Raw genomic sequence first — 23,005 nt, forward strand, 5'->3', positions numbered from 1 at the left:
GCGATTTTTTTTGACAACTTATCCAATATTGAATAATTTCACAATATTGAATGTTCTCCACCGCATTCGATCAAGGTGCCGTCCAGCCGCGGCAAACAACACCTATCAATCGGGGTCGCCATGCACAACAAGAACAGGACCGAGATGCCCGCCAGGGTCGACGTGCTGATCGTCGGGTTCGGCCCGGTGGGCGCAGCCCTGGCGACCTTGCTCGGTCGTTATCATGTCAATGCGCTGGTGATCGATATGCGCCATGACATCCTGCGCATGCCGCGCGCCATCGCGCTGGATAACGAAGCATTGCGCCTGTTGCAACTGATCGGCCTGGCCGAAGATGCCTTCGACAAAGTGGTGATTCCCGAGGTGAAAATGCACTGCCCCGTGCTGGGTCAGTTCAGTCGCGCCAATACCAGCGGCAGTCTCGACGGTCATCCCAAATTGGTGACGTTCTATCAACCGGATCTGGAAAATGCCTTGCGCACGCGCTTGTGCGAACACCCCAGCGTGACCGTCCGCACGGGCTATCAATTGCTGGATGTGCGGCAACATGCCGACCATGTGCAGGCGTTTCTCGCCGATGAGCAAGGGCAGCCACTCACCGTAGAGGCCCGTTACCTGGTGGGAGCCGACGGTGCCGGCTCACGGGTTCGCACCCTGATTGGCCAGGCGTTTACGGGAAAGACCTTTGCCGAAGACTGGTTGATCATTGACGCCAATCGCCGTGAAAACCTGGCCATCGATCATGTGGAATTCCTCTGCGATCACCGCCGCCCTACCCCGCACATGCCGGCGCCCGGCGGGCGGGAACGGTGGGAGTTCATGCTGATGCCCGGCGAAACTCGCGAGACCATGGAACACCCGCAGCGCATCGCCGAACTCCTGGCCCCATGGGTGAAGGCCGACGAGCTGAGCATCGAGCGCACGGCGGTTTACCGCTTTCATGCGCGTTGCTGCACGCGTTTTCAGAACGGTCGGATATTTCTGGTGGGCGACGCGGCGCACATCACTCCGCCCTTCGTCGGCCAAGGCCTGGTGGCCGGCCTGCGCGATGTGTGCAACCTGGGTTGGAAGCTTGCCTGGGTGCTCAACCACCGGGCCGCGCCCGCGATCCTCGACAGTTACGATCAGGAGCGCAGGCCCCACGCCAAACAGATGATCAACCTGGCCAAACTGATGGGGCGTGCCGTGATGCCGCGCAATGCACTGCTGGCCGTTTTAATCCACGGTGTGCTGAAGACCATGACCCTGTTCCCACCGGCACGGCGCCTGTTCGAGGAGCTGGAAATCAAACCCGGCAACCAGTTCAAGCAGGGCCTCTTTATGCAGAAAGCCCCGCGCGGCGTACTGGCCGGCGGAAGCCTGTTGCCCCAAAGCCTGGTGCGTGATCCCGCCCGCAACATCGTGCTCAGTGATGATGCGCTCGGTGTTCAACTGACCCTGATCGGCTTTGGCTGTGACCCTCTCCAGCACCTTGACGCGACCAGCCGTGAGCGCTGGCAAGCCCACGGCGGTAATTTCTTGCAGATAGTCCAGCGCGGCCAGCACGGCAGCGCGCAGACGCCGTGGGTCGAGGACTTGAGTGGCGAGCTGCTCAAGCGCATGCCGGCGCAATCATTGCTGGCGGTGCGCCCGGACCGCGTCATTATGCACAGCGCGCCCGCCACTCAGGCGGCAGGGCTGCTGAATGCCTGCATGGCGCTGATGCAAGATTGAAAGAACATTTAAAATTGACGCAGGCCTGATTGAGAGGCCTGTCACTTTCCACGACGCAGTGCCAGAAACCATGATCAAACCCACCGCCGCTTCCCCTATTGACGCAGACGCACCGCTGACGCGGGGTCATAAAAAACGCGAACGCACCCGGCAGGGGCTGCTCAAAGCCGCGCTGCGCGTGTATGCACGCAAGGATGTATTCGAAACCGGCCTGGGCGACCTGGCCGAAGAGGCCGAAGTCTCCACCGGCACCATCTACAACTATTTCCGTACCCGCGAGGACGTGATCGAAGCCGTCGGCATTGCCTTGGCCTGCGAGTTCTCCGAGATCATCACGCGCTTGAGCCAGGGCATCGATAACGGCGCCCAGCGGATTGCCATCGGGGTGCGCATGTTCATTCTGCGCGCCATGACCGACCCGGACTGGGCCAGGGCCCTGGTGCGCATCGTGCACTTCGACCAGGGCCTGCAATCGAAACTGGCGATGTATGTGTTGCAAGACATTCGCGTCGGTGCGGCGCAAGGCACGCTGAAATTCACAGACGAAGGCGTGGCATTGGATGTGGTGCTTTCCTGCGCCCTGGGCGGCATGCGCAGCGCGGTCGAAGGTCGCGCGGTCGATGAGCATGACGTGAAGGTCGCCGAAATGGTGTTGAAGGCCCTGGGGGCGACCCCGGCCAAAGCCAAAAAACTGGCCGGCAGCCCCCTGCCGCATCCTGTCCAGTCCTGACGGCCGGACACGCACAGGCTGCCCATCAACCCGGCGAATCGACGGGAAGGAGTACCAACAGATGCGCCCAGAGACCACTATCGCGCCGCGCCTGCTCACGGAACAGCCCGCGCGTCATCCTTCACCGACAGTAAAAGCCAGCAGCCTGGCCTATTTGATTTTCGAACGGCCGGACCTGAAAAAAGCCGCGCGATACCTGGAGGATTTCGGCCTGCACACCAGCCAGTGCGATGGCGACACCCTCTACCTGCGCGGCCCAGGCGCGGCCCCTTATTGCTACCGCGTCCACCGGGCCGCAAAACAGCGCTTCGTCGGCTTCGGGCTGACCCTGAACAGCCTTGACGACCTGCACAAGCTCGCGCGCCTGCCCGGCGCCAGCGGCATCGAACCCGCCCAGGGCCCCGGCGCCGGCCAACGCGTGCGCCTGATCGATCCTTCAGGGTTTTGCGTGGAAGCCGTTTACGGCCAGACCCCCGCCGATCAATGGCCACACCGCCCTGCCCTGGTCGTCAATCAACCGGACAATACGCCCCGGATCAACAACACCCAGCGGCCCCCCGCTGCACCACCTGAAGTGATTCGCCTGGGCCATGTGGTACTTGAAGTCGCTGACTATCAGGCGACGTGCGCCTGGTACACCGGGCATTTCGGTCTGATTCCCAGCGATGTGCAGGTATTTGCCGATGGCTCGCCGGCGGTGGCTTTTCTGCGCCTGGACCTGGGCGACAGGCCGGCCGACCACCATACCCTGGCCCTGGCCCAGGGCATGATGCCGGCCTACAGCCACAGCGCCTACGAGGTGGTGGATGCAGATGCCGTGGGCATGGGCCAGCGGGTATTGCGCGAGCGCGGCTGGGTCCACGCCTGGGGCATTGGCCGGCACATTCTGGGCAGTCAGATTTTCGATTACTGGCAGGATCCGTGGGGCGACAAACATGAGCACTATTGCGATGGCGACCTGTTTACCGCCGATCACCCCACCGGGTTACACAGGATCAGCGCGCAGGCCATGGCGCAATGGGGCCAGCGCATGCCCAGGAGCTTTACCCGCCCCAGGATGCGTCTGGCGGTCATCCGCGCCATGTTCCATCACCTGCGCCGCAGCCCGGATCTGACGGTGCGCAAGCTGATCACCCTGGCAAGGCTGTTCGGCTGAGCGTTGAACTGACCCCATCCTTTACCTCGTTGCCCAGGAGCCTCACATGGCCGTGCATGTCGTGCGTTTTGCTTACCAGAACACCATTCAGTGGGGCGTGCTGCGTGGGCAGTCGATCACCCCGGTTCCCGGCACGTTCGCCAGTACGGGCGATTTCGTGCGCACGCAGAGCCTGGCCATGCTCGCGGCCGTCCAGGGCGACCCCCTGCGACTGGAACAGGTCAGGCTGCTCAGCCCGGTCACTCGCGATCAACAGTTCGTATGCCAGGGCGCCAATTACCGCCAGCATATGATCGAATCCGGCATGAACCCGGACGCCAAGCATTTCAATATGATATTCACCAAGGCGACCAGTTGCATCGTTGCCGCCGACAGCGATCTGATCAAGCCGCGCACGGTGCGCTTTCTCGATTACGAGGTCGAATTGGGGCTGGTGCTCAAGCGTGAGATCACGACCAGGGTTACCGTCAACGAGGCCAACCTGCACGAGTTCGTGGCCGGCGTGGTCATCGTCAACGATTATTCGGCCCGCGATATCCAGATTCCACAAATGCAATTCTACAAGGGCAAGAGCTTTCGCACCTTCGGCCCGGTCGGGCCGTACCTGTGTCTGCTGGCACCGGACGAAACCCGCTACCTCAAGGACCTGCACCTGCGCCTGACGGTCAATGGCCAGGTGCGCCAGAGCGATAGCACCGCCAACCTTGTGCATGGACCGGCCGAAACCTTGAGCGAACTGTCCGGCGTGCAGGACTTCGCCGCGGGCGACCTGATCGCCACCGGTACGCCGGCCGGCTGCGCGCTGGCGGTGCCTTCGCCGGGTAAACAGCGCATCGGCGCGCTATTGCCGGAAGCGCTGAAATGGAAAATCTTCTTAAAGGCCCAGGCAGCCCGCAGCCAGTACCTCAGGGTGGGCGATGTCGTGGAGGCCAGTATCCGCAGCAGCGACGGCGTGATCGACCTCGGCGTGCAGCGCAACCACGTGGTGGGGGAAGCCTGATGGCGGTCGCCTCCCTCGCCGATATCCTGGCCATCGAACACACCGCGCTGGACCGACAGCCAGTGCCCGCCAGCACCTATGCCGCCCTTCAGGCCCAGGCGCAACGCACACCGGATGCCACCGCCCTGCGCTTTTTCCTCGATGCCAGGACGTTCAAGCATACCCACGACTGGAGTTACGCCGCGCTGTTCGCCGACATCACCCGCACCGCCAACGCGCTGCATGAGCTCGGCGTGGGCAGCGACGAGGTGGTGGCGTTCATCCTGCCCAATCTGCCGGAAACCCATTTTGTCATCTGGGGCGGCGAAGCCTGCGGCATCGTCATGGCCATCAACCCGCTGCTGGAGGCGGCACACATCGGCGAGCTGCTGCGCGCGGCCAACGCCAGTGTGGTCGTGACCCTCGCTCCTACGCCCGGTACGGACCTGTGGCCCAAGCTTGCCAGCCAGTTGCCCGACCTGCCCGGGGTGCGACAGGTGCTGTGGGTGAGCCTGTCGCCCTACGTGGGTGTGCTCAAAGGCCTGGCACTGCGCTGGCTGGCATGGCGAGCCAGGACTGCGACCCCCGGCGTGAAGATCGCTGACCTGCGCAGCCTGATCAGGCGCCAGCCCGGCAACCAGTTGAAGAGCGGTCGACAAATCCGCGCTGAGGATATCTCGTCTTATTTTTGCACCGGCGGCACTACCGGCCTGCCAAAGATTGCGATGCGTACCCACGGTTCGGAGGTATTCAACGCCTGGTCGATGACCTTATGCATGCACCCGCGTCCGCCCGGACAGGTCATTTTCTGTGGTTTGCCCCTGTTTCACGTGAACGGCCAACTGGTCACCGGCCTGATGCCCTGGATCCATGGAGACCAGGTGATCCTCGGCACGCCACAGGGCTATCGCGGTGCCGGTGTAGTGACCGGTTTCTGGAGCCTGGTGGAGCACTTCCGGATCAATTTTTTCTCGGGCGTGCCGACCCTTTACTCAGCGTTGCTGCAGCAACCGTTACAGGGCCAGGATATCTCCAGCCTCAAAGCCGGCCTGTGTGGCGCTGCGCCCATGCCGGTCGAGCTGTTCAAGGCGTTCGAGGAAAAAACCGCCGTACCGGTACTCGAAGGCTACGGCCTGACCGAAGGCGCCTGCGTTTCTTCCAGCAACCCGCCCGATGGCGAACGGCGCATCGGCTCCATCGGTCTACGCCTGCCCTACCAGCACATGCGCGCGGTGATGCTTGATGAAAATGGCCTGTACCAGCGCCAGGCCAGGCCCAATGAGGTGGGCGCGATCGCCATCCGCGGGCCGAATGTCTTTGCCGGCTATCTGGACGCGGCGCACAACAAAGGCCTGTGGCTCGACATCGACGGGCAACGCTGGCTCAACACGGGCGATCTTGGGCGCGAGGACGAGGATGGATATTTCTGGCTGACCGGGCGTAAAAAGGAATTGATCATTCGCGGCGGGCACAACCTTGACCCCAGGCAGATCGAGGACGTCCTGCAAGGCCATCCGGATGTCGCGCTGGTTGCCGTCATCGGTTGCCCTGATGCCCACGCCGGCGAAGTACCGGTCGCGTATGTGCAGCTCACCCCGGGGTCGCCCTGCACCACCGAGCAACTGGCTGCGTTTGCCGCCCGGCACATCACCGAGCGTGCGGCGATCCCCAAGCGCATTGTGCTGGTTGACGCCTTGCCGGTGACGGCGGTGGGCAAGATTTTCAAACCGGCGTTGCAACAGAGAGAAATTGCCGAGGTGGTCCGCCAGGAAAGTCTGAGTTGCGGTCTGAGCGATGTGCATGTGGAGGTTGTGCAGGACCCACGGCGGGGTCTCGTCGCACAGATTCGCTGCGCACAACAACGCGAGGAACTGGCTCTGCGCCTCGGGCGCTACAGCTTCCACGTCAAATGGCTTGAATGACAGTCATGAAAAGTGATGCTTGCAAAAAGTAACACCTGACTAATGGCCGCACCTTAAACAGATATGTCAGGTCCTGACAGCACTGGCTCACAAATACCCGAAGACACGGTGGTGAGACTGACCCAGGTAGTCAAACCTAAGGATGTACTCGGTCAGTTGAACCGCTTGGCCCGCAAAGCTATCGGTGAAAACCTGGCCTCGACCCAGGCTCGTCAAGATGTTGAAGAGGCTCGTGCGATCATTGGTCGACAGCACAAGTTGTCGAACCGTCAGTATTCATGGGCTAGGCCAGAAACATTGATAATGTTCCGGTGACCGAGGACAACCGCTGGCGATGCTTGGTTACCACTGATTCGACACGCTGTGCCGGATCCAAATTGACGAGTAGTTGGAAGCGCGCATGGGCATTGCTGTTTTTGGTGTGCAGATAAATGCGCTGCTGTTGATGGGGGGCAGTTTTCAATCAGCGCCAACAGAGTATTAGAAGCTCGTGGTGGCTAACCGTCAGCGTGTGAGGGATGAGGCAGCTGAAAGGGCTGGCCAACCCAGAAGACAAAGCCAAGAAGGTGTTCGTATAGACCAACAACAGGATAGATCGTGAGGTAGATGCAAGGCCCAAGCTCTATGGCTTCCTCTATGGCGTACACAAGCCTGTTCGTGGTTGGGCTGCAAAGCCTCTGCCTGACGGCATGCGCGGCAAAGCCGGTAGTGGTGACAAAGACCCAGGCCGTAAGAATTGAAGCACCTGATCTAGTCCCGTGCGAGCGAGTTGACCAAGACGACACCTAGCTTGTGGACTGCCCCGCCCTCATAGACATTTTCCAGCCTCAAAGTGAGGCACTTTCGAAGGCCTCAGGACTGACGCCGCCCAGGTAACTGTGACGACGCGTTCGGTTGTAAAACGCGTCAATGTAATCGAATACGTCGGCACGGGCCATGTCACGGTTTTTGTAGATCCTCTTGCGAATGCGTTCTTTTTTCAGGCTGCTGAAAAAAGACTCCGCCACGGCATTGACGCTCCTATGTCAACCGACGTGCCTCGATTCGTTCAAATCGGCCAAAATCAGAGGGTACAAGTCTCGAATAATATAGCGCTTCAAACATCTTTGAATCTCCTTGGATGACAGTCCCTCAGCCGTTCTACGCGCTACGTAGGCTCTGGTTCGTGAATCACTGCGCATACGCACCATGGCGATCGTCCACAACGCATTGTTGGCGGATCGATCCCCTCCACGGTTCAGGCGGTGGCGAACCGTCTTTCCGGATGACGCCGGTAACGGACTGACACCGCAAAGCGCAGCGAGCGCTGACTCGCTCTTCAGGCGTTCAGGATTATCGCCGGCAACGGAGATCAGGATTGCCGCCGACTGGGGGCCCACACCGAATTGATTACGAAGACGATGTGCGTACTGCTGAGTCAGATTCCAGCATGTCATCGAGTTCTTTAAGCTCCGCCGCGAGGGCCGTCCAGCGCCTCGCCAGAAGCCTAAGTGACGTAGCCAACACAGCCAGGAATGGGGCCGACCCTAACGAGCCAAGATGCAGGCAGTTACCGACGCACTCGGCAGGTTTAGTATCCCAGAGCTGTTCTCTGATCTCTTGTGGTGCACTGACCAACAACGATCTAATCTGGTTGATCGCCTGTGTTTTGGCTTTCACGGCACTTCGGCGGACAACGGAAATTTCTCTCATTGCCTCAGCCGCTCCTGAGCGGGTTTTAGCAACAGCCGTGGCACTACCAGATAACACTAAACGAGCCGCAGTTTCCGCATCGGTAGGAACGGATTTTCCCTCCAGTCTGCGCTTGGTTCGATCAGGCCGATTGACCTCAAAAACAGCAATATCGTGGTCGCGAAGTACCTGTGCCAACCCTGCACCGTAAGTGCCAGTGCCTTCGACACCCGCTCGCTGGAACAACCCGAACGATTTAGCCCAGGCCAGTAACTTAAGGTATCCACTCACCTGAGTTTCAACGGCGAGCGTACCTAAAAGCTGTCCGTTTACGTTGATCAGGACACCAACGTGGATATCCAGATGCGTATCAACGCCCAGGATGACCTCAGTGATTTTCGAAGTGCTCATGCGTAGTACCTCTGCGGTTACGCACTACCAACCCCGGACGCAGGACAGGACTCTCAGGGTGCAGCACAAGGCTCCTATTAGGTCACAGACGCCAGGCCCGGCAATGCCAGGGAACGCCAGCGATCAATCGACAGCTCAACACCAAGGCATATAGCTAGCCAATCCCAGCATGGGTCAGATTGAGCTGACGTTCCTGAGCATAGTGAACTGAGAGTCCCAGCAGTTTCCTCGGCGGCTCATACTCGGCTCTAGGTGGTTGGCCAAACAAAAACGTTTCCAGTCATCGCTGCCATATTGGGCGGATTCAACCGGTCGTCGCAACACTGGGTTGTTGTACAGACTTTAGATATTCATCCAGTGCTTCGGCAGGTGTTTTCCAGCCGAGTGTTTTTCGAGGTCTAGTGTTAAGTACGTGAGCTACCGCCTGTATTTCTTGGGCACTCCAACGAGAAAGGTCAGTGCCTTTCGGGAAGTATTGCCGTAGAAGGCCGTTCGTATTTTCGTTTGTGCCGCGCTGCCATGGACTATGTGGATCGGCAAAGAAAACTTTTACTCCGGACTCGATGGTAAATCGAGCGTGATCCGACAGCTCCTTTCCACGATCCCAGGTCAAAGATCGCCACAGCTCGATGGGAAGATCAGTCACCGACTTTTTCAATGCGTTGGCCATACTAACAGCCCCATAGCCAGCCAGCGCCGGGCCGTTCTTCGTGCGGGGAATTAGCCCATAACCTTTCTCGCGAGGCAGATGGACGAGCATGGTAAATCGAGTTGAGCGCTCGACCAGAGTTCCAATCGCAGAACGGTTCAGACCGATGATCAGGTCGCCCTCCCAATGCCCGGGTACAGCCCGATCTTCTACCTCAGCAGGGCGACTGGAGATCATGACGTCCTCGCTGACGTGTGCCCACACTTTGGCCTGCGCTCTGGCTCTCGGCACGCGCAATGCTCGTCCTGAGCGCAGGCAGCTCACCAGTTCGCGCTTGAGAGCTCCTCGACCCTGAATGTAGAGCGCCTGATATATGGCTTCATGAGAGATACGCATGGATTCATCATCCGGAAAATCGATCTGGAGTCGGTTGGCAATCTGTTCAGGCGACCAGCCATTGACCCATTTACGGTCACTGCGATGCGGTTTATTTCTGCCTTTGAAGGGCGCTTGCCGAGGCCCAGAAATCTCACGCCCATCGGCGTCTTGAACCTTGCCCTCAAGGTGGTCGCGTACGTACTGGTGCAGTCGCGGGTTCGTGACCAGTTTCGCTGGTTTCGGCCTCTTGGCCACCAGCTCTGCCTTCCATTGCGCTACTGACGCTCGATATTCAAGCCGACCGCAACGGGTAGCAGCATTTCGTGTCAGCTCCCGTGAAATTGTCGATGGGCTTCGTCCAAGACGACGGGCGATCTCACGAACGCCAACACTTTGCGCTCGAAGCAGCCCAATCTCTTCCCGCTCAGCAAACGATAAGTATCGTCCTGATATGTGATTCGACATGAATAATGGCATCCCGCCTCGATGACGGAACCAGCGTGTACCTACCGCTGTTGATACGCCAACGGCATGTGCTGCCTTTTCGCTTGTGATGCCTGTTGCAATCTGCACCCAAAATAGCCGCTCGATCACATTACGAAGTGAGGGTGCACCTGGAGAACGCATCGCTCCCCGCCCCGTCAATTTTTGCATCCATCCTGCGGGTCGTCCCATAAACACCTCGATCAAGGTGTTGCGACGACCGGTTGAATCCGCCTTGGCTACCCTGATCCGAATGCACGATGACTCTGGTTTTGGGTTTACGGCGCCATACCGCCATGAGCAGTGCATCCAATGCCAGCTCCTTGCCAAGCGTTGGCTTCATTGACCAGCCGACCACTTTGCGAGCATACAGATCCAGTACGACGGCCAGATATAACCAGCCCTGCCACGTCCGGATGTAAGTGATATCGGTCACCCAAGCCTTATTAGGTGCATCGACAGTGAACGCCCGGTTGAGTCGATTGGGGGCAATGATCGATGGCCGCCCTTTGATTGCGCACGGGGCTTTATAGCCTCTGAGTGCCTTGATTTTATTGGTGCGCATCAGCGCCGCGACACGGTGCTTGCCGCAACTTTCTCCAGCCTCGCGCAAGTCAGCAAACACCCTCCGTGCACCATATACACCTCGACTGGCCGCATAGGAGTCGCGGATCAGCCCTAACAGCCGACCATTCTCTTTTTCTCGATCAGAAACAGGCTTGTGTAGCCATTGATAGAACCCGGCACGAGCAACTTGCAAAACCCGACACAGCGTAGTGATCGCATATTGATGTCGGTGCTCGTTCATAAAGCGGTATTTCACTCGGGTTCCCTGGCGAAGTAACGCGCTGCCTTCCTAAGAAACACCCTCCGCCGGTTGCAGCGTGAAGCCAAACTCGGCCGCGCGTCGGTGTAGACCTTTTACTACTCGCTCCCGATATTTTTGCTCATAGTGATCGGCTCCAGGGTCTTGATAATTCATGCCGAAACGCATGGCGTTGTAGAACAGGATCGCGATCTTTCGAGCGGTAGCCGTGACCGCTTTGGATTTGCCGATTCGCGCCGCGAGCCGCCGATAAAACGCCCCCAATGCGGTATTGGTTCTGCCGACCGTCACTGCGGCTAAGCGCAGATGGGCGGTCACTCGATTTTTGGTCTTGCGGGTATGGGCCGAAAGTACCTTGCCGCCACTGATGCGACAGCCGGGTGCAAGGGTGAGCCAGGAAGTGAAATGGTGACAAGTTCGCCATCGACTCAGATCCGTGCCGCACTCGGCGACCAGCCGAAGAGCCAGATAGGGGCCGATGCCGTGGATCTGGGTCAGATCAACACCTACCAGTTGATAGAGCAAGGTACGTACATCGAAATTGAGTGCGTTGGGTTGCCGAGTGTTATGCCGTGGTTTTGGCAGCGGCTCAGCGGGCAATGTCTTTTCCTGCGAGAGCTTAATCAACGTTTGTGCAATCTGCTGGTCGCAAACCAGTAGCTGCGCTTGATAAGCGTCATACATGGACAGCGCCTGCGTCAAAGCGAAAACGTGCTCGGGCTGGTAGTTGCCGACCAGCGATGCCTCAATCACATCAATACCCGCCTTACAGCGCTTGTCACTTAGCGCCGCTAACGAGGAGGGGCTGCGCTCGCCTGCGACGATGGCACGGATTATCCGCATCCCTGACAAGCCGGTGATATCGGCCACGACGTGATGCAATTGCAGGTTCATGTGCGTGAGAGCTTTCTGCATGTGCTGAATATGCGCCGCGGCATAATCGAGATGACGCTCCCGCAGCCGCAAATAGCTGCGCAAAGCCGAAATCTCACGATCTGGGTGAAAGCTGGCACGAAGCAGCCCACAGGCATGGAGTCGTTGAATCCACTGTGCATCATTCACATCGGTTTTACGTCCTGGCACCGCACGGGCATCACGCGCATTGGCGAGTACGACCTGAAGGCCGTGCGCTTCCAGTATTTCGTAAACCGGAATCCAGTAAACGCCTGTCGATTCCATCGCGACCGTCGTGATCCCGAGACTGACCAGCCAGTTGGCCATGCGCTCGAGATCGGCAGTGAAGGCCTGGAAGGTTTGAACGGATTCTTTGGCCAGGTCTGCAGGAACGGCCGCCACATGAAAGCGTGAGCCAATATCAATGCCGGCTGCGTGATCATGAATAACCGGTAACCCACGCTGCTTCAGATCATGCCTTTTCATGAGCACCTCCAGTCAAGTTGAACTGGACGGGGACTCGGATCAAATCACCTTCCTAAACGGGGTCACGGAACGTGCCACCACTAACGGGTCCGCAGCTTCCCCTGGGTCAAGTTTTTTGACGGGGACTTAGCCTCCAAAAAGCCAGCGACCACTGTCCAGAGAGATCAGTGTAGCCCGTAGTGTTTCTAGTCCAATGGGCCACGGAGCACCGGGGAGGCGGTTTTTTAAGATGTCGCGCTCTTCTTCCAAGCGTCGCATTTGGGCTCGCAGCCGTAAAATCTCGCTTTTGGCTTCGAGCAGTTCGCTGGCCTGTTTCTCGGTTTTGTCAGGCGTCACGGCTTTGACCCATTTGTAGAGGCTGTGGGTCGAAACGCCGAGGCGCTCGGCTGTTTCCGCAACGGAGTATCCGCGCTCAATGACTTGCCTGACGGCTTCTGCCTTGAATTCCGGCGTGAATCGTTGGGTGCTCATAAACTTCCTCCTATGCTCAAAGCATAGGCTGGAGATGTCTACGGTGTCGGGGGCAGTCCACTTGAGCTTGCAAGGTCTCTAGAGAATCCGGGGCGACTCATTAAGTGCATCGCCCCATCTCATAACCCTATGCTAAAAGGTTAATTTTCCGCACCACTTAAAATTTATAGGTTAGTGCTGCATTTGCGTAATCATGATCCCTAAAGGTGTCGTACTTAGCACTATCAGAAAAATTCACATAACTCACATCCATCGTTAGCGACTGATAAGAAAACTTAACACCAAGGCCAAGCTGTTTACGCCCCTCAACCATCTGACCATCACTTGAAAAACCACTAACGTCATGGGCGAAATAGACATTTGGGGAAACCCAAAGTCCTGCAATATAACTTACAGAGTAATCAAGCTGCCCTTTCAACCGATACCCCCATGAGTATTTCGTCACATATCCATCGTCTCGGCACCCATCGGGCTGTGTATTACCAGTCAAGCAGTGGCCGCCACCTAAGCTCTCATGTGCACCACTGCCATAAATAAATCCACGCCCATAGCGAATGCCTGTAAAGCTGTCACCCACATCAACATATTGAACGGCGACCTCGCTGGCGAACGTTCCTTTTTGCGCATATAACATGGCCGGAAGTGCGGTCGCGGCATTGACTGTAAACTGAGCTTTTTTCAATCTGTCGTAACCGCCAACATCCACGCCAACACCCGAATCTCGAGCAATTATTGATTGTTGCCCAAGGGGGCCAGTCCCTTGAAAAAGCGCCATTACAATATCATTTGCATTCCTCTGGACGGGCTGATTAGGGGTGTAGCTTAACTCGCTTCCCAGCGCCCAACCGCGAACCTTTGATTTTGTAGTGATACCAAAGATGCGGATATTATCCGGATACTCCCAAAAGCCCTCTGCCGGTCGCAAGCCAATATTTTCTACCGATTTAGGACCATTCAACAGCGCACCTGGGGGATCATCGCCGGTGCGCGCACTGATAATGGGCATCCGAGAGTTCAGTTGCATGGCGTAAAGACCAATCTCTGTATTAATCAACTCAAGCGGATAATGATAGGCAATGCCGAACTGACCACTGTCACTGCCCTCTCGACCGTCTCCAAGCGGTAAGTAGTTTCCATCTCTGTATTGAGCTTCCGAGGTATTGCCCGGCAGAAGTGCAGCGCCTTGGCAAGTACCGCCGGCCTTGGTAGAAAGTCCCATTTCAAAGGATACCCAGTAAGGTCCACAGGTATCAAAAACACTGGGTTGCCATTTCAGTTGATAAAATGCATCAACAGCCCCCCCTCCTGCAAAGGTAAATTTCGTATAGAGAGACCATATAGGAATATACATTTCCTTCTGCAAGTCCGCGCCCGGTTTGCGCAAGGCAGAGAAATTGACTGGATTAACCTGGTTTATTCCTTGAAAGAACAGGCTCCCGCCCCAAGGTATTGACTGCCGGCCTGCGCGTACTTCAGTTTCTCCCCCTCCGGTGGCAAATTTTCCCCACACATAAGAGTCGAGCGCTTCAATACCTTTATAGCGGGCAAGTCTCGCTGCGCCACTATCATCCAAATTCCCCCCTTTTTTGTAACCATTCGCCTGGCTACCCGAATGGACACCACTATTTTCTAATGCGTCGTCATACCACGCTTTTATACGAAGCAGTCCGCCATATTGTCCATTGGTGATCTGAATATCCGACAATAATTTATAGGGAGTGGAAAAACGATCACCGCGAGAATAGTTCAAGTCACCACCGTCCACATTGACGGTCGCCAACCCACCTGACCTCCCGACGCGTTCCCCATTGAGTCGTGTATACAAGAGTTTACTCGGCGACTGGGTACGCCAGGCCGATCCTACGCTAACGCTACTGTCTATCTGAGCACGCCACGTCTCGCTCAAATCAAACTGCACGGCCATGCAATTTTGGCTGAATGCAAAATATACGAAGACCGCACCAAAACTACTATTAATTTTTGAATGATTCACCATCATGAACGTCTCTCCTCTTATACTTATTTTCTTGAGAAACCCTATACTCTGCCCTGCGGTATTCACTGGTGACAACCAAATGCTTAGCGACACCAGGTTTTTTTATTGCAATCAATGGCGACTAAAAGTGCAGACACTCACCTTGGCGAAGCCTTAACTTCGCAAGATTAACCATCCCGCAGCGATCGACTTCAGAGACAATTTTTAACGTCAAACGGATTAACCAATAACCAAATCATTGCCAATCAAGGCCCAGTTCCCGACTTATTTCTTCAGTGTGTTGTCCGATTGTTGGGGCATCCCTTAGCGCAACTCTTTCAACCGCGGAAAAACGCACTGGCTGACCTACTTCTGTATAACGCCCCTCGGTCGGATGTTCGCGAAGCGTAAAAAGGCCGGACGCCTTAAGCTGCGGATCGTCGAGTAAATCATCGATCGTGTTGACGTTACTTGCAGGGATCTGGTGTTCCGATAGCAAGGCCAACCAGTCGGCGGTGGTCTTCTCTGGAAGAACCTGTGCCATGTAGCGATACAGTCGATCAGCGTTGGTACGACGCTCCATGAGCGTCGTCAAGCCTGGCTCTTCAAGGACATGGGACAAACCACTGAGCTCGAGGAATTTGAGCCAACGTCCATCCTGGTAAGGCGCAATAACGATGTACCCATCCTTCGTCTGCATTGGCTGACGAGAAGGATCAAGCTGGCGGGCGTAACCCGTACTGCCAATGGCTGGATCGAAGGTACGCTCATAGAGATGCTCCAGCAGATTGAAGCTGGCAATCGACTCGAGCATGGGGACTTCCACGTACTGCCCTTCTCCGGTCCTGATACGGTGAATGACGGCCGCCATTACTGCATAAACGGCGTGCAGCCCTGACACTTTGTCTGCGAACGCCATCGGTATGAAGCGCGGAGCGGGATTACCGTCAACGCGCGGCAGTAACGATGCGGCACCGGACGCCGCTTGAATAATATCGTCATAAGCCGGCCTCCCGCTGTACGGGCCTACTGTGTCGAACCCTGTGCAGTGCACGTAGATAATATCAGGACGTAATTTACGCACCGTTTCGTAGTCTAGATTGGCACGCCCGACAGCATCCGGCCTAATGTTGTGAATAAAGATATCGCTCTTGGCAAGCAAGCGTTCAAACGCTTCGCGGCCGCGTGAACTCTTCAAATCCCAGACTACCGAACGTTTCCCCCGGTTAAGTCGCAGATGAAGGGGCCCCATGTAAGCGGTTTTAGCGGACTTACCTATGTTGCGCGAAGCATCACCTATTTTATCTGGCTCTACTTTGACGACGTCAGCACCCAAGTCAGCCAGAATCTGCGTGCAATACGGACCGAAAATAACGGTCGTCATATCAACTACCCGCAGATCGTTCAAAAGGGAAGGTTTCATAAAGTTTCTCCAAAAAACCGGTCAGGAGCGCGATAGAGCAGCACTCCGATGCACTAAGAGAATGAACGCGAAATCACTCCCTGAAGGTTCCCCTGACATCATTGCCATCGCAATCGGCGCCACACCGTTCGTTGATACCTATGACTCATCGGTGGCCAGCATGGCGCCTGATGCTTCACGTCGAATCGTCGCTTCCGACGAGCTCAGGACAAACTCTGCGTCGACAATCTGCGGTTTGGCTTTCAACCGTTCGCCGGCATCAGGCACAGGATCAACATAGGTAACAGCGCTTATACGCCTGTCGCTTGCGTGGCGAAAAAAACGCCCAATTGAGGCGTTCTGCGACCCTGCGGCCGACGTAAATAGGCAAATACCTAATCAGGTACTGGATGCGGTGACGTTTCAGAAAAGCTTGGCCGGCGACCCGCCAGCGAGTCAGCTCTATGCTGTCGCTCTGTGGGCAGCATGGCGATTATTCGCCCTGGCCCGACAGAGACGCCGCCAGTATTTTCCGACCAGATCTCAAGTTCTACTAACCCGACACCCTCCAACCACTTGCGTACAACGCGGCCCTTGACGACAACAGTGTCGCCTACCGTATTGAAATTGCGCATACGGAACCCACGTAGCTGCCGGATTACCCCCCCATTGCCAATGTATTGCCGCACCGCTCGCTCCCACATACCTTGTAGCAAGTAGTTGTTCGCATACATCTCTGGCGCCCCGGTGGATTTCGCAAATTCGCTGTTGTGGTGGATAGAATTAAAATCCCGGCTAGCACCGGCAGCCATCACCAATCGATAGACAGTGAGTGGAAACGACAGGCTGGCGAGTTCTTCTCCTTCAATGACTTCTTCCCAATATCGTTGTTCCATCATCATGATCTCGGATGTGGGTTATAACGAAAATAAGTAGTGCGACTGCGAGCAACCACTTCGAGATGGTCATTGATCAGTTCTGATTGCCAGGTGATAAAGGCGCCTCGTCCTACCTTGGTTTCCTTTGGAATACAAGCGATCAGCCTGGCCCCTCGCTTGAGCAGACGGTCGCCCACCGTCACTGGCAGCAAGTAATCAATTTCAAGATCCGTGACAAAAAGAGCAGTGGTTATTGGCTCAAGGTCACACATGACTCCCGACAAAGGCGTTTTCGATGGTTGGGCATCGCGCGCATCATCCGTGAAGAGAACCTCTCCCGGCCGCCACATAGGGGCCAGGGCAAAGGTCGAAAGAGCAGCGTTAGGTACCAGGAGATCTTTATAGCCATGCATCCGGGCCACATCGGTGTCGAAGTGAAGTGCGCAGTCAAACTCCAGCGGCTCAAGCCATCGGCGTACGGCACTACGCTCAATTCGATCTGCCACAAAAACGACCGGGAGATCATCGAAATCTCGCCCGATGGCAGTGATCATTGGCTGCCAGTCAGCCTCCCACGCATCAGCACGCATCGTCATATATTCCCACTCCTCTCTGCGTGATGCCTGAAAAGGTATGGCGCTGTCCTGCCGGTCACGGACCACACGCCATCCGACGGACCTGCGTAAAGACTCACAACACTCCACGGGCGATGCGCCTACCGTTAAAGATCCAGTATCAACATTTCTGATTTAGAGCGAGAGCAGCACGGGGTTAACACATCTCCCGCGGAATGCTCATCCTCGGTCAAAAATACATCACGGTGGTCCGGCACACCTTTGATGATGCGCGTCACACAGGTACCGCAAGTGCCTTCCTCACAAGACGTATAGATATCGACCCCCGCCTCAGATAGCACGGAGGTTATCGAACGGTCGGCTGGAATATCGAACACTTCCCCTGTGCTGGCGACTTGTACTTGGAATGGTTGATCATGTGATGTATCAACGGACTTTGCATTGAAGTATTCAAACCGGATGCGATGTTTCGCAACTCCGGCTTTTTCGGCTGAAGCGCAAACCCAATCAATAAACCCGCTCGGACCACAGACATAGAAATCGTCATCCTCGCGAGCCTGCGCAATCAACTCGTCGAGATCGAGTTTTTGTAGCGGTGCTTCATCATCGAAGTGGACCGCGATACGGGATGCAAATGACGAATGCTGTATGCGCTCAAGAAACGCGGCCTGTTGTTTACTTCTAGCGCAATAATGCATCACAAAGTTGCGCCCCTGAGCGTGAAGCGCCTCTGCCATGCAGAGGATGGGGGTGACGCCAATGCCGCCGGCAATGAGAATACTGCTGCGGCCTGGAAGTAACGCAAAATGATTGCGCGGCATGCCAATCTCCACCCGGGAACCTTCGGTAAACCCTTCATGAATGGCGATGGATCCCCCTCGTGATGCTGGGTCGCGCAACACGCCAATCACATAACGGTGCTGCTCCGAGGGAGCATTGCAGAGTGAGTATTGCCGAACAACGCCAGCTGAAACGTGAACGTCAATGTGTGCGCCTGCTTCGAAGGCTGGCAAGGCGCCTCCATGTTCCGCACACAACTCGATGCTAATGATATCCGGAGTCTCTTGGACTCGACGTGTAACCTTTACAAACATAGTGCTATCCGTACTCATGACAGCATTCCTCTTTTTTATTGGTCTTTTAGGCTATTGAGGGCACGGCCATTATCGCATTACACAGCGCACTGGAAGATGCTTGGGGCCGCCGACGAAGTTGGACGCTACAAAGTCCATTTCTCCAGCGGGCTCGACTCTCAGGAGCTTGGGAATAAGTTCCTCGAATAGAATGCGCATCTCCATCTTCGCCAGATGCTGGCCAAGACACACGTGATTACCGATTCCGAACGCCAGATGCCGGTTCGGTTTACGATCTATATTGAATTGGAAAGGATCCGGAAAGACTTCTTCATCACGGTTTGCGGAGCCGTAGCAGAGCATGAGCCAATCATCCTTGCGGATGACACGTCCTCGAATTTCAGTATCTGCAGTTGCTGTCCGCATAAAATGCCGCACGGGAGATGCGAAGCGCAGCGCCTCGTCGAGGAATTGCGGGATTAGTGATAGATCAGCCTGCAGGCGTGGCAACAACTCGGGGAAACGGCTCAATGCCCACATTGCTACCGAGGTCGATGAGGAAGTCGTATCATGGCCAGCCGTAGCGATAATAAAGTAGTAACCGAGACGAGCCACCTCGTCGATCGGCTGCCCGTCCACCTCCGCATGTGCCAACAGCGTCGCGATATCGTTACGTGGATTCTTTCGACGATCTTCGGTCAGTTGTTCGAAATACACCTTGAAGTCCTCGACAACAGCCATCATGGCTTTCCCCATCGCTGCGCCGCTCGAGTCGCTCTCACTGGAGTTCTTGCGCTTGAGGTCGGAATCTTCGCTGCCGAAAAACTCCTGCGTCAGCATCAACATTCGAGGAGCGTCCTCTTGCGGAACGCCGAGAATGTCCATGATCACATGCAATGGATAGTGCAGTGCATAATCCGTCGAAAAATCAATCCGCCGACCCTCCTGCTGCCGAATGCTTTCGACAATTTCGCTTGCCAACTTCCGGATTCGACCATCTAACTTGAGAATACTGTTAGGCATGAACCATGATTGTGTCAGCGCGCGGAGATTCTTGTGCTCGTCACCATCCATGTGTGTCAACGCCCGCACAAAATGCGGACACCCTGTCGTCGCAATGACGTATTCAAGGGCCGATTTTGGACGGCATACAACAGAGTAATCGCCGTTATGAAACAGCTTGCTATCCCGTGAGATGGTAGCCACATCAGCGTATTTACTGATTACCCAGAACGGCTCATAGCCTTCCACATTTGCACGCGCGACCGGGTATTCGGCGCGTGCCGTTGCATAAAGTCCATGCAGAAGATCCAGGTTTGCATAGGTCCGTGCGTCAACCAACTGGTTGGCCAAGTCGGCAGGCAATTCATAATTCGTAGAATTCATGATGACTGTTTTCCCGTTACTGAAAGTTAACGTGTGAAACACCCAGCCTCCGCGCGGCGCACAACACTTCAATCGACGCTCTGCGTTGGTGGGAGTAGTGAGAGCAACTAACTAGCGACGCTTGAGTGTGATCACTTGAGGCTGCGTGCAGGCCAGCAGCCCCTCCACACCATGCTCTACTCCCACACCCGATTGGCGATGCCCTGAAAAGGGTGCATCAGGTGATAGATACATCGACTCGTTGATCCATACCGTTCCGCAATTGATACGCCCGGCAATGTGGAGTGCGAGTGCTTCGTCGCGTCCCCAGATCGAACTTGCAAGGCCGAACGGGCTATCGTTAACGCGGTCAATGACTTCATCGATGCTGTCGTAACGCAGCAGAGGGAGCACCGGTCCGAAGGCTTCTTCCGTCACCACTCGTGCGTCATCAGGGGGATTATCGATCAATGTAACCGGTACGAAGTATCCAGGGCCCGAGGGAATAGCGCCTTGAAAACAAATGTCAAGACCGGTGCGGCGAGCATCATCGATTAAGTCCAGGACCCGACGATACTGTCGCTCATTCTGAATGGGGCCTAGTTGGCTAAGGGGGTCCAACCCACTGCCGACTACAACGCTTTTCGCATAAGCCATGAGTCCATCACGGACGGCATCGTAGCAGCTGCGATGCACATACAAGCGTTTGGCCGCCACACACACCTGGCCGCTATTCGCGAATGCGCCCCAAAACAAGGAAGGGATCAGCTGTTCAATATCGGCATCAGGCAACACGATAGCGGCATCATTACCGCCCAACTCAAGCGTCAAGCGTTTTAATGTGGGGGCCGCGCCTGCCATTAAACGCCTACCGGTTTCCGTGGACCCGGTAAAGCTGACTTTGTCGATCCCCACATGTGTACTTAGCCATGGTCCCAGGTCATCACCACCACTCACAACATTGAGCACACCGGGGGGAAGGACGTCAGCCAACAATTCAGCGATGCGCAAAGCAGTGAGAGGCGTCAGCGGCGATGGTTTCAACACCAGGGTGTTTCCTGCCAGAAGCGCCGGAATTACCTTCCACCAGGCCAGCAATACTGGAAAGTTCCAGGGTGCTAATGCTGCTACAACGCCAATTGGAACACGTCGGGTAATGCTGCGACGCTCTGGCCCATCCTCGTTAACAACGTCCTTCATCAAGGTGAGCTTGCACTGACCACGCATGAATCGAACAAGACTCTCCAGCTCACGTTGTGCAGACAACAGGGGTTTACCTTGTTCTCGCGTCAACAACCTCGCCAGTTCATCTCGGGCCGCCTCAATCTTCGGTGCCATTTGTTCCAGCAGCGCCCGCCGCTGCTCGATATCAATGGCACGCCAGCCAGGGAAGGCACGCCGCGCACTTGCGACCGCATGATCCAGTTGGATACGACTGCAATCCGGCGCCTGAGCGAATACTTGTTCAATTGCAGGATCGACGATTCCAAACTGCGAATCCCCGTCTACCAGTGCGCCATCAATCAACATGTGAAACGCGTGCCGAGTGTCCATAAATGAAGCCCTTAGTAATATTGAAACAATCGCTGAACTGGCGCATCGCCGTTAGGCGAGGCGTTCAGGGAAGCAAAACGACTTTCGTGCAAAGGCCGCGATGTTGATCGGCAATCGCTTCGTTGATGTGCGCAAGTGGATACGTTTTGATCATCCGGTCGAACGGAAAACGTCCCGCCAGATAGAGCTCCATCAGTTGCGGTAAAAATACGTCCGGTTCGCTGTCGCCTTCGATGATGCCTCGGTAGGTAAAACCTCCACGCATCAGTTGCAGCAGCGTACCGGGCAACGACAGCTCGCGTTCGTTTGCAGGGGGCACTCCGACAAACCCGAAAGTACCGCGTGCTGCGAGGATCCGCGGTACTGCCGACACGACGGAATGGCGCCCGCTCGTATCGAGCACATAATCAACGCCGTCAGGGCAAATCGAACGTGCCGCGCTGGATAGATCGTCACAGGCTGCCGGGTCAATGACATGGGTTGCACCGAGACTGAGCGCCAGCTCTCGGCGGCCCTGCAGCGGTTCAACGACAATGATCGTGCTGCAACCCTGGACTACCCCGCCTAAAACGGCACTCAACCCTACGGCACCGCCTCCCAGCACCATCAACGAGCTGCGTGGCCGGCATACCATCGAACGCATCACCGCGCCGGCCCCGGTCTGGACTCCGCAGCCCAGGACACTCGCGAACTCAAGCGGTACCCCATCCAGCACCTTGACGACGTTACGTTCGCTGGCAATCGAATAAGACGCAAATGACGACTGTCCGAAAAAACTGCCAGAGATGGCACCGTCTTTTCCACGCAGGGTCTTCGAACCGTCCATGCGCGCACCGGAGTAATTGAGCGGCGTAAACAACTTGCAGTAAGGCGATGATTCGGCGAGACAGCACGAACACTGGCCGCAGGAATTGAAGGTCAACGCGACGCGATCTCCCGGCCGGACCTTGGTCACAGCTGATCCGACCTGCTCAACGATACCCGCCCCTTCGTGCCCGAAAACGGCCGGCATAGGCAATGGAAAATATCCCTCCTGGGCAACCAGATCGGTATGGCACACACCCGCACCGACGATGCGTACAAGGACTTCGTCGGCGCGAGGCGCATCCAACTCGACCGACTCCAGTTCGAAGCGTGCATTGGACGAGCGCATAACGGCGGCAACGATCTTCATGTTGGAGACACCTTTCCAATTGGCTTTAGACGTGAGATCGAGCATGCGGAAATCCCTCGGCGGTCGAATCGTCGAAAGCGACGAGTTACGAACTGAGTCCTTTGATTTCGTCGGATACACCGATGTGTCTACCCCTCTATGCCCGCCAGGCTGGCGCCCACGGTCACCCATCACCGGGCAATGAAGGCAACGCTGTAGTCAAAATAAGAAATTAGTCTTTCAAAGGTGCTGGCCGAATGG

17 protein-coding genes and 3 pseudogenes are annotated in these 23,005 nt (G+C 56.3%); 5 read left to right on the top strand and 15 right to left on the bottom strand.

The annotated features are described in order from the left end of the window. Positions 1–120 precede the first annotated feature (120 nt). The 5 genes from FBY10_RS26030 to FBY10_RS26050 all read left to right on the top strand — a co-directional run bounded on the left by FBY10_RS26030 (position 121) and on the right by FBY10_RS26050 (position 6,500). Positions 121–1,713, top strand: a complete 1,593-nt coding sequence (locus tag FBY10_RS26030) for a bifunctional 3-(3-hydroxy-phenyl)propionate/3-hydroxycinnamic acid hydroxylase (RefSeq protein WP_145338221.1) — start codon at positions 121–123, stop codon at positions 1,711–1,713. A gap of 70 nt (positions 1,714–1,783) precedes the next feature. Then, positions 1,784–2,443 (top strand): TetR/AcrR family transcriptional regulator, encoded by a 660-nt coding sequence (locus FBY10_RS26035; RefSeq protein ID WP_145338220.1) that lies wholly within the window; start codon positions 1,784–1,786, stop codon positions 2,441–2,443. A 61-nt stretch (positions 2,444–2,504) separates the two neighbouring features. Then, positions 2,505–3,599 carry a VOC family protein gene (locus FBY10_RS26040; protein ID WP_145338219.1) on the top strand — a complete coding sequence of 365 codons (1,095 nt, stop codon included), beginning with the start codon at positions 2,505–2,507 and terminating at the stop codon, positions 3,597–3,599. A gap of 46 nt (positions 3,600–3,645) precedes the next feature. Then, a complete protein-coding gene (locus tag FBY10_RS26045; RefSeq protein ID WP_145338218.1) occupies positions 3,646–4,599 on the top strand; it encodes a fumarylacetoacetate hydrolase family protein in 954 nt (317 codons plus the stop codon). After that, positions 4,599–6,500 (top strand): acyl-CoA synthetase, encoded by a 1,902-nt coding sequence (locus FBY10_RS26050; protein ID WP_145338217.1) that lies wholly within the window; start codon positions 4,599–4,601, stop codon positions 6,498–6,500. The genes FBY10_RS26045 and FBY10_RS26050 overlap by 1 nt, the downstream gene beginning before the upstream one ends. A gap of 827 nt (positions 6,501–7,327) precedes the next feature. Here FBY10_RS26050 and FBY10_RS26060 read toward each other — a convergent pair. From FBY10_RS26060 to FBY10_RS26125, 15 genes and pseudogenes are all read right to left on the bottom strand, one after another. Further along, positions 7,328–7,513: pseudogene (locus FBY10_RS26060) on the bottom strand (IS3 family transposase); the annotation flags it as partial. A gap of 12 nt (positions 7,514–7,525) precedes the next feature. After that, on the bottom strand, positions 7,526–7,936 hold the full coding sequence (locus FBY10_RS32350; protein ID WP_218571047.1) for a transposase: 411 nt from the start codon (positions 7,934–7,936) through the stop codon (positions 7,526–7,528). Then, complete coding sequence (locus tag FBY10_RS26065; protein WP_218571048.1) at positions 7,890–8,582, bottom strand: transposase; 693 nt, start codon at positions 8,580–8,582, stop codon at positions 7,890–7,892. Before FBY10_RS26065 ends, FBY10_RS32350 begins: the two co-directional genes overlap by 47 nt. A gap of 304 nt (positions 8,583–8,886) precedes the next feature. Further along, positions 8,887–10,263 carry an IS30 family transposase gene (locus FBY10_RS26070; RefSeq protein ID WP_145338215.1) on the bottom strand — a complete coding sequence of 459 codons (1,377 nt, stop codon included), beginning with the start codon at positions 10,261–10,263 and terminating at the stop codon, positions 8,887–8,889. A 58-nt stretch (positions 10,264–10,321) separates the two neighbouring features. After that, positions 10,322–10,948, bottom strand: a pseudogene (locus FBY10_RS26075) (IS3 family transposase); the annotation flags it as partial. Beyond that, positions 10,949–12,298 (bottom strand): IS110 family transposase, encoded by a 1,350-nt coding sequence (locus FBY10_RS26080; protein ID WP_145338214.1) that lies wholly within the window; start codon positions 12,296–12,298, stop codon positions 10,949–10,951. It lies immediately after the preceding pseudogene. Between the two features lie 222 nt (positions 12,299–12,520). Beyond that, positions 12,521–12,769 (bottom strand): annotated as a pseudogene (locus FBY10_RS26085) (transposase); the annotation flags it as partial. Between the two features lie 157 nt (positions 12,770–12,926). Next, on the bottom strand, positions 12,927–14,768 hold the full coding sequence (locus FBY10_RS26090) for a DUF1302 domain-containing protein (RefSeq protein ID WP_145338213.1): 1,842 nt from the start codon (positions 14,766–14,768) through the stop codon (positions 12,927–12,929). A gap of 232 nt (positions 14,769–15,000) precedes the next feature. Beyond that, positions 15,001–16,167, bottom strand: coding sequence for a CaiB/BaiF CoA-transferase family protein (locus FBY10_RS26095; RefSeq protein ID WP_145338212.1), 1,167 nt, complete (start codon positions 16,165–16,167; stop codon positions 15,001–15,003). A 374-nt stretch (positions 16,168–16,541) separates the two neighbouring features. After that, entirely contained in the window at positions 16,542–17,045 is a 504-nt protein-coding gene (locus tag FBY10_RS26100; RefSeq protein WP_256663588.1) for a MaoC/PaaZ C-terminal domain-containing protein, read from the bottom strand. Beyond that, positions 17,045–17,620, bottom strand: coding sequence for a MaoC family dehydratase N-terminal domain-containing protein (locus tag FBY10_RS26105; protein ID WP_145338211.1), 576 nt, complete (start codon positions 17,618–17,620; stop codon positions 17,045–17,047). Before FBY10_RS26105 ends, FBY10_RS26100 begins: the two co-directional genes overlap by 1 nt. Before the next feature lie 125 nt (positions 17,621–17,745). After that, a complete protein-coding gene (locus tag FBY10_RS26110; protein WP_145338210.1) occupies positions 17,746–18,711 on the bottom strand; it encodes a PDR/VanB family oxidoreductase in 966 nt (321 codons plus the stop codon). Positions 18,712–18,762: 51 nt separating this feature from the next. After that, entirely contained in the window at positions 18,763–20,058 is a 1,296-nt protein-coding gene (locus FBY10_RS26115; protein ID WP_145338209.1) for a cytochrome P450, read from the bottom strand. Between the two features lie 111 nt (positions 20,059–20,169). Continuing rightward, positions 20,170–21,567 (bottom strand): aldehyde dehydrogenase family protein, encoded by a 1,398-nt coding sequence (locus tag FBY10_RS26120; protein WP_218571049.1) that lies wholly within the window; start codon positions 21,565–21,567, stop codon positions 20,170–20,172. An 88-nt stretch (positions 21,568–21,655) separates the two neighbouring features. Continuing rightward, positions 21,656–22,810, bottom strand: coding sequence for an NAD(P)-dependent alcohol dehydrogenase (locus FBY10_RS26125; RefSeq protein WP_256663587.1), 1,155 nt, complete (start codon positions 22,808–22,810; stop codon positions 21,656–21,658). Positions 22,811–23,005 lie beyond the last annotated feature (195 nt).

Origin of the sequence: Pseudomonas sp. SJZ103 (assembly GCF_007828335.1) — a bacterium.
In the GTDB taxonomy this organism is placed as follows: domain Bacteria; phylum Pseudomonadota; class Gammaproteobacteria; order Pseudomonadales; family Pseudomonadaceae; genus Aquipseudomonas.

Excerpts from the sequence above, each read along its gene's own strand:
- FBY10_RS26030 (WP_145338221.1), top strand. The coding sequence starts at position 121 with ATGCACAACAAGAACAGGACCGAGATGCCCGCCAGGGTCGACGTGCTG.
- FBY10_RS26035 (WP_145338220.1), top strand. The coding sequence starts at position 1,784 with ATGATCAAACCCACCGCCGCTTCCCCTATTGACGCAGACGCACCGCTG.
- FBY10_RS26040 (WP_145338219.1), top strand. The coding sequence starts at position 2,505 with ATGCGCCCAGAGACCACTATCGCGCCGCGCCTGCTCACGGAACAGCCC.
- FBY10_RS26045 (WP_145338218.1), top strand. The coding sequence starts at position 3,646 with ATGGCCGTGCATGTCGTGCGTTTTGCTTACCAGAACACCATTCAGTGG.
- FBY10_RS26050 (WP_145338217.1), top strand. The coding sequence starts at position 4,599 with ATGGCGGTCGCCTCCCTCGCCGATATCCTGGCCATCGAACACACCGCG.
- FBY10_RS32350 (WP_218571047.1), bottom strand. The coding sequence starts at position 7,936 with ATGACATGCTGGAATCTGACTCAGCAGTACGCACATCGTCTTCGTAAT.
- FBY10_RS26065 (WP_218571048.1), bottom strand. The coding sequence starts at position 8,582 with ATGAGCACTTCGAAAATCACTGAGGTCATCCTGGGCGTTGATACGCAT.
- FBY10_RS26070 (WP_145338215.1), bottom strand. The coding sequence starts at position 10,263 with ATGCAAAAATTGACGGGGCGGGGAGCGATGCGTTCTCCAGGTGCACCC.
- FBY10_RS26080 (WP_145338214.1), bottom strand. The coding sequence starts at position 12,298 with ATGAAAAGGCATGATCTGAAGCAGCGTGGGTTACCGGTTATTCATGAT.
- FBY10_RS26090 (WP_145338213.1), bottom strand. The coding sequence starts at position 14,768 with ATGATGGTGAATCATTCAAAAATTAATAGTAGTTTTGGTGCGGTCTTC.
- FBY10_RS26095 (WP_145338212.1), bottom strand. The coding sequence starts at position 16,167 with ATGAAACCTTCCCTTTTGAACGATCTGCGGGTAGTTGATATGACGACC.
- FBY10_RS26100 (WP_256663588.1), bottom strand. The coding sequence starts at position 17,045 with ATGATGGAACAACGATATTGGGAAGAAGTCATTGAAGGAGAAGAACTC.
- FBY10_RS26105 (WP_145338211.1), bottom strand. The coding sequence starts at position 17,620 with ATGACGATGCGTGCTGATGCGTGGGAGGCTGACTGGCAGCCAATGATC.
- FBY10_RS26110 (WP_145338210.1), bottom strand. The coding sequence starts at position 18,711 with ATGAGTACGGATAGCACTATGTTTGTAAAGGTTACACGTCGAGTCCAA.
- FBY10_RS26115 (WP_145338209.1), bottom strand. The coding sequence starts at position 20,058 with ATGAATTCTACGAATTATGAATTGCCTGCCGACTTGGCCAACCAGTTG.
- FBY10_RS26120 (WP_218571049.1), bottom strand. The coding sequence starts at position 21,567 with ATGTTGATTGATGGCGCACTGGTAGACGGGGATTCGCAGTTTGGAATC.
- FBY10_RS26125 (WP_256663587.1), bottom strand. The coding sequence starts at position 22,810 with ATGCTCGATCTCACGTCTAAAGCCAATTGGAAAGGTGTCTCCAACATG.